The organism is Aequoribacter sp. (assembly GCF_965659035.1).
Taxonomy (GTDB): domain Bacteria; phylum Pseudomonadota; class Gammaproteobacteria; order Pseudomonadales; family Halieaceae; genus Aequoribacter.
Map to the genome: position 1 here is coordinate 3,970 of NZ_CBFHWH010000090.1, position 3,964 is coordinate 7,933.

Annotated in this window: 4 protein-coding genes; 2 read left to right on the forward strand and 2 right to left on the reverse strand. The window is 50.5% G+C overall.

The window, feature by feature from the left end; translation table 11 throughout:
* The coding region (locus tag ACTF5Z_RS10380) for an arsenic resistance protein (protein WP_438985570.1) at positions 1-306 on the forward strand (306 nt) is incomplete at its 5' end.
* Here ACTF5Z_RS10380 and ACTF5Z_RS10385 read toward each other — a convergent pair.
* Positions 299-955, reverse strand: a complete 657-nt coding sequence (locus ACTF5Z_RS10385; protein WP_438985571.1) for a TetR/AcrR family transcriptional regulator — start codon at positions 953-955, stop codon at positions 299-301. The two genes, ACTF5Z_RS10380 and ACTF5Z_RS10385, sit on opposite strands and share 8 nt — an antisense overlap.
* A 273-nt stretch (positions 956-1,228) precedes the next feature.
* On the opposite strand from ACTF5Z_RS10385, the gene ACTF5Z_RS10390 reads away from it, so the two are divergent.
* A complete protein-coding gene (locus ACTF5Z_RS10390; RefSeq protein WP_438985572.1) occupies positions 1,229-3,655 on the forward strand; it encodes a sulfotransferase family protein in 2,427 nt (808 codons plus the stop codon).
* Positions 3,656-3,692: 37 nt separating this feature from the next.
* Here the strand turns inward: ACTF5Z_RS10390 and ACTF5Z_RS10395 are convergent.
* The coding region (locus tag ACTF5Z_RS10395) for a DsbA family protein (protein ID WP_438985573.1) at positions 3,693-3,964 on the reverse strand (272 nt) is incomplete at its 5' end.

Here is a 3,964-nt window from a genome sequence, read left to right on the forward strand (position 1 = left end):
CCTGTCGCCATTGTTTTAATCGCTATACCCTTATTGATTCAAACCTATGGCATATTCGCAATCGCCTACGCGGCGGCCAAGGCGATCAAGCTACCACACAATATCGCAGCGCCGGCTTGTATGATTGGCACATCAAATTTCTTCGAGCTGGCGGTTGCTGTGGCTATTTCATTGTTTGGTTTGCAATCGGGTGCTGCACTTGCGACTGTGGTCGGTGTACTTGTTGAGGTGCCTGTTATGCTTAGCCTAGTGGCCTTTGCCAACAAGACGAAGCACTGGTTCGATACCGACCGCGCTGTCAACTAATTGCATTCAAAGCCGCGGCGTGAACTTGAATTAAGAAATCGTCCTCACACAAAAAGTGAGGTTCCTCGCGCACCGAGGCACTCAGTAAACCATCGATGATATTGGCCACCAAGAAAGCTGCGCGGTCAATATCATCAAGACGCAACTCGTGCTGATAATGCTTCAACAGAGATTTAACCCAAACCGACCAAGTCGGCTGCTGCAAGTCTGTCGACACATACTCATCAATAGTCGACTCAAAATCAAAAAAATCGTAATAGTCGCGGTAAAAATCGCCATGCAAGGTCAAAAATCGCTGATGAAGCTCGGCCTTCACACGAATCACCTCGGCCAGTGCAGCACTGAGTGATAGCGCCGACTGAGCCAAGATTCGCCTGTTTGACTGATCCGCAAACTCGGCTCGCTCTGCTGCCATTTTGCGAGTAAATACGGTCGCCAAAACCGCTTCTTTATTGGGGAAGTACTGATACAAAGACCCAATGTTTACCCCCGCAACTTCGGCTATATAGTTAGTACTGAGTTGCGCCGCATCGCCTTTAGCCAGAATGTTCTCACAGGCCTCGACAATGGCGTCCACTAAGACTTTGGACCGCCCTTGTTTCGGTAACTTTCTCGGTAATGGAATGGGCTTGTCGTAATCGGCGGCCATGAGTGGTCTTTGAATGTGACGTTAATGAGCCCTTAGCCTAGAGCAATTTGTCAAAAAACGTAAGCTCCTCGACCGAACCATTAAAAAACAAACAAAATCAATCCCTTAATTTAACGAGCAAGGAGCAAGTATGCGAGTTGCTAACACCAAACCACAAGCACTAGGCTACAACCATCAATCATAAGGAAAACGACGATGTACTTTGACTGGGATTACTACTTTCGCGTGGTGCAAAGCGTTTGGTCATTTAAGTCTTGGCCAGGACGCTCCCGCATGATGATCAAATTATTACTGTGGGTTCCTCTTACCATGGTATTCAATACCCTGTGCTTCGTCTTGGACTACGTATTTTTCCCAGGCTTGTGGCGACAAGAAGTTAAGCAGCCCGTGTTTATTGTGGGGCATGCACGGAGCGGTACGACGCTGCTGCATCGACTCATGTCGGGTGACACGCAGCGTTTTAGCTACTTCTTGTATTGGGAGACACTGTTCCCATCGCTATTACAAAAACACCTGATTCGCCGGTTTGGGGTAATCGATAGAGAATATCTCGGCGGCTTTTTCGAGCGGCGCTTACAAGCGTGGGACGAGAAAAAATTCGGCCAATTTCGCCACATTCACAACATGAGCTTATGGAATTCTGAAGAAGACCAATTCGTGATGCGCGGCGCATTTGTGACCCAAGAGTGGTCACTTGAGATGCCCTTGTTCGAGCACATCGATATTTTCCACGTCGATGATCTGCCCGAACGAAAGCGCCAGCGCTGGATGCACCACTACAAAGAATGTGTAAAACGCCAACTCCTAGTGAACGGAGGGCAACACACGCACTTAAGCAAAAACCCGCTTATGTCGGGCTGGGTCAATGCCATTCTCGAGACCTTCCCCGATGCCAAGATCGTCGTTTCGGTCCGCAATCCTATGGAGTGCATACCCAGCGCGCTCAAACTGATGGAAGGCAGCTGGAAAGCCAAAGGCTGGAGCAAAGAGGACTATCAGGTGTCGTTGCAGCACATGGCAGAGATTTCGCTCGAGTCTTTTAAAATTCCGAAGCAGGCTCTGGCCAAACGCCCCCAAACACCGCATATATTTGTAGATTATCGAGAGCTCACCACTGAGCCAGGTGCAACCATAGCTAAGGTTTATAAGGCCCTGGATTTACCCATTACTGCGGATTATCAGAACTATCTTAATCAACAAGAGCAACGCGAAACGCAGCACACATCAACCTTTAAATATAAGCTTGCCGACTACGCCCTTACCGCAGAACGCATAGAAGACGAGCTGGCCGAATGGTTTGATGAGTACAACTGGTCGCTGTCGAGTCGCGCCAAATTACGTCGTGCTTGGGACGATATGATGAGCGCACTGCAGACGGCGCGCGACGCTATCGACAACCCAAAACTCATGCCTCCACCCGAGAATGACCGGATCCTCGCCGAGGGCTATCGCTACTTAATGGGCTTTGCACATTCAGCCATCGAGCGCGCCTTTCACGAGAACCGCGAGGCACCCGAATTCAGAAACATGCTAAGCCCCATAACCCGAGCCACAATCGATAATGCCGATGCCATTTATTTTTACGCGCCCATCGACGGCTCAAAAGCCTACTGGCTACGAGGCAAGACACACCAAACCGCACATTGGCGCGGAGAGCCGGTAAACGATGATCAGCCCAAAGCTCCGCACTACCTTATTTTTGAGGCCAGCTGGCGCGACTTATCAGGCGATACCGGTAAGCTCACAGAGCTTCGCCCGGGTATGCGCATCCAAACCGGCCGTTTGGACTCATCCAGCATTAAAGTCGATGACGATGGCAGCTTCGAGATTCTATTGGCACCCGAGCGCCCAGCAGGCTTTAAGGGCAACTTTATCTCGACTCTTAAAGTGGTCAAGCACCCCCATCCCGAAGATTCAAGTGTTGCTCCTGAGCGTTATGCGACCTACCTGACTGGGCGGCAGCTCTTCAACGATTGGGACATGGAAGAGGCTATTCACTTTAGTCTAGAGCCCGAAGAACAAAAATGGAGTGAACGCCCTGATTACACGGTTGATCGAGCGGTGGCTGAACTGCAACGCTGTGGTGAAATCGCGCGCAATCAAATGCTGTTCTGGAATGCATTTTGGACGATCCCTATGGGCACTTACGGTGAACGAAAAGGCTCCATTCCCGGTGTCGCTTTCCCGCGGAACGCGTTTAACACCATTAACGCAGCATCAGGTGCCACAGGCGGCGGCATGAGCACCAATTTATATGCCGGCGGAGTATTTGAACTTGAGCCCGATGAAGCTCTGATTGTCGAGATGACAGTACCGACACAACCCCAATATATGGGCTTTCAGTTAGCGAATTTGTGGGGAGAGTCACTGGAGTATGGCTGCAGAACTGGCAGCCTGAATCGACACCAAATGACGCAAAGCAGTGACGGCGCTTACCGCTTAGTCATTGCCCACAAAGATCCCGGCGTTGTGAATTGGTTGGATACCACCGGGAACAAAGAGGGCTTTATGGCACCGCGCTGGGCCTACAGCGAAACACCACCAAAAGAGGTTTGGCCCACCATCAGCGCCACCAAAGTCAGTGTGGCGGATCTTGCGTCACATCTGCCGCCAGATACGGTCAAAGCCACACCTGATGAGCGTTTACAAGAAGTTATGGCAAGACAGCGCGCCGTCCAAAAGCGGTTCCGTACCGTCTAATCAAGGCATGCACCACTAGCAATGTCAAAGAATGACATTATCTTCCATCTTTTTCCAAGAGTATGGCCGCCTCGACAAAGTCCAGACGGTCCTGCCCAAAATACATTTCTTCACCCACAAACATGGTGGGGGCTCCAAACACGCCCCGACTTACGGCATGTTCGGTATTGGTAATCAACGTCGCTTTGATATCCGGTTGTTGAGACAAGTCCATCAGTGCCTGAGCGTCTAAACCAGCTTTGGTTAACACCATCGCAACCTGCTCAGTATCGCCCAGGTTACACTGCTCTTGCCACATCGCGTCAAAAA

Excerpts from the sequence above, each read along its gene's own strand:
- ACTF5Z_RS10385 (WP_438985571.1), bottom strand. The coding sequence starts at position 955 with ATGGCCGCCGATTACGACAAGCCCATTCCATTACCGAGAAAGTTACCG.
- ACTF5Z_RS10390 (WP_438985572.1), top strand. The coding sequence starts at position 1,229 with ATGATGATCAAATTATTACTGTGGGTTCCTCTTACCATGGTATTCAAT.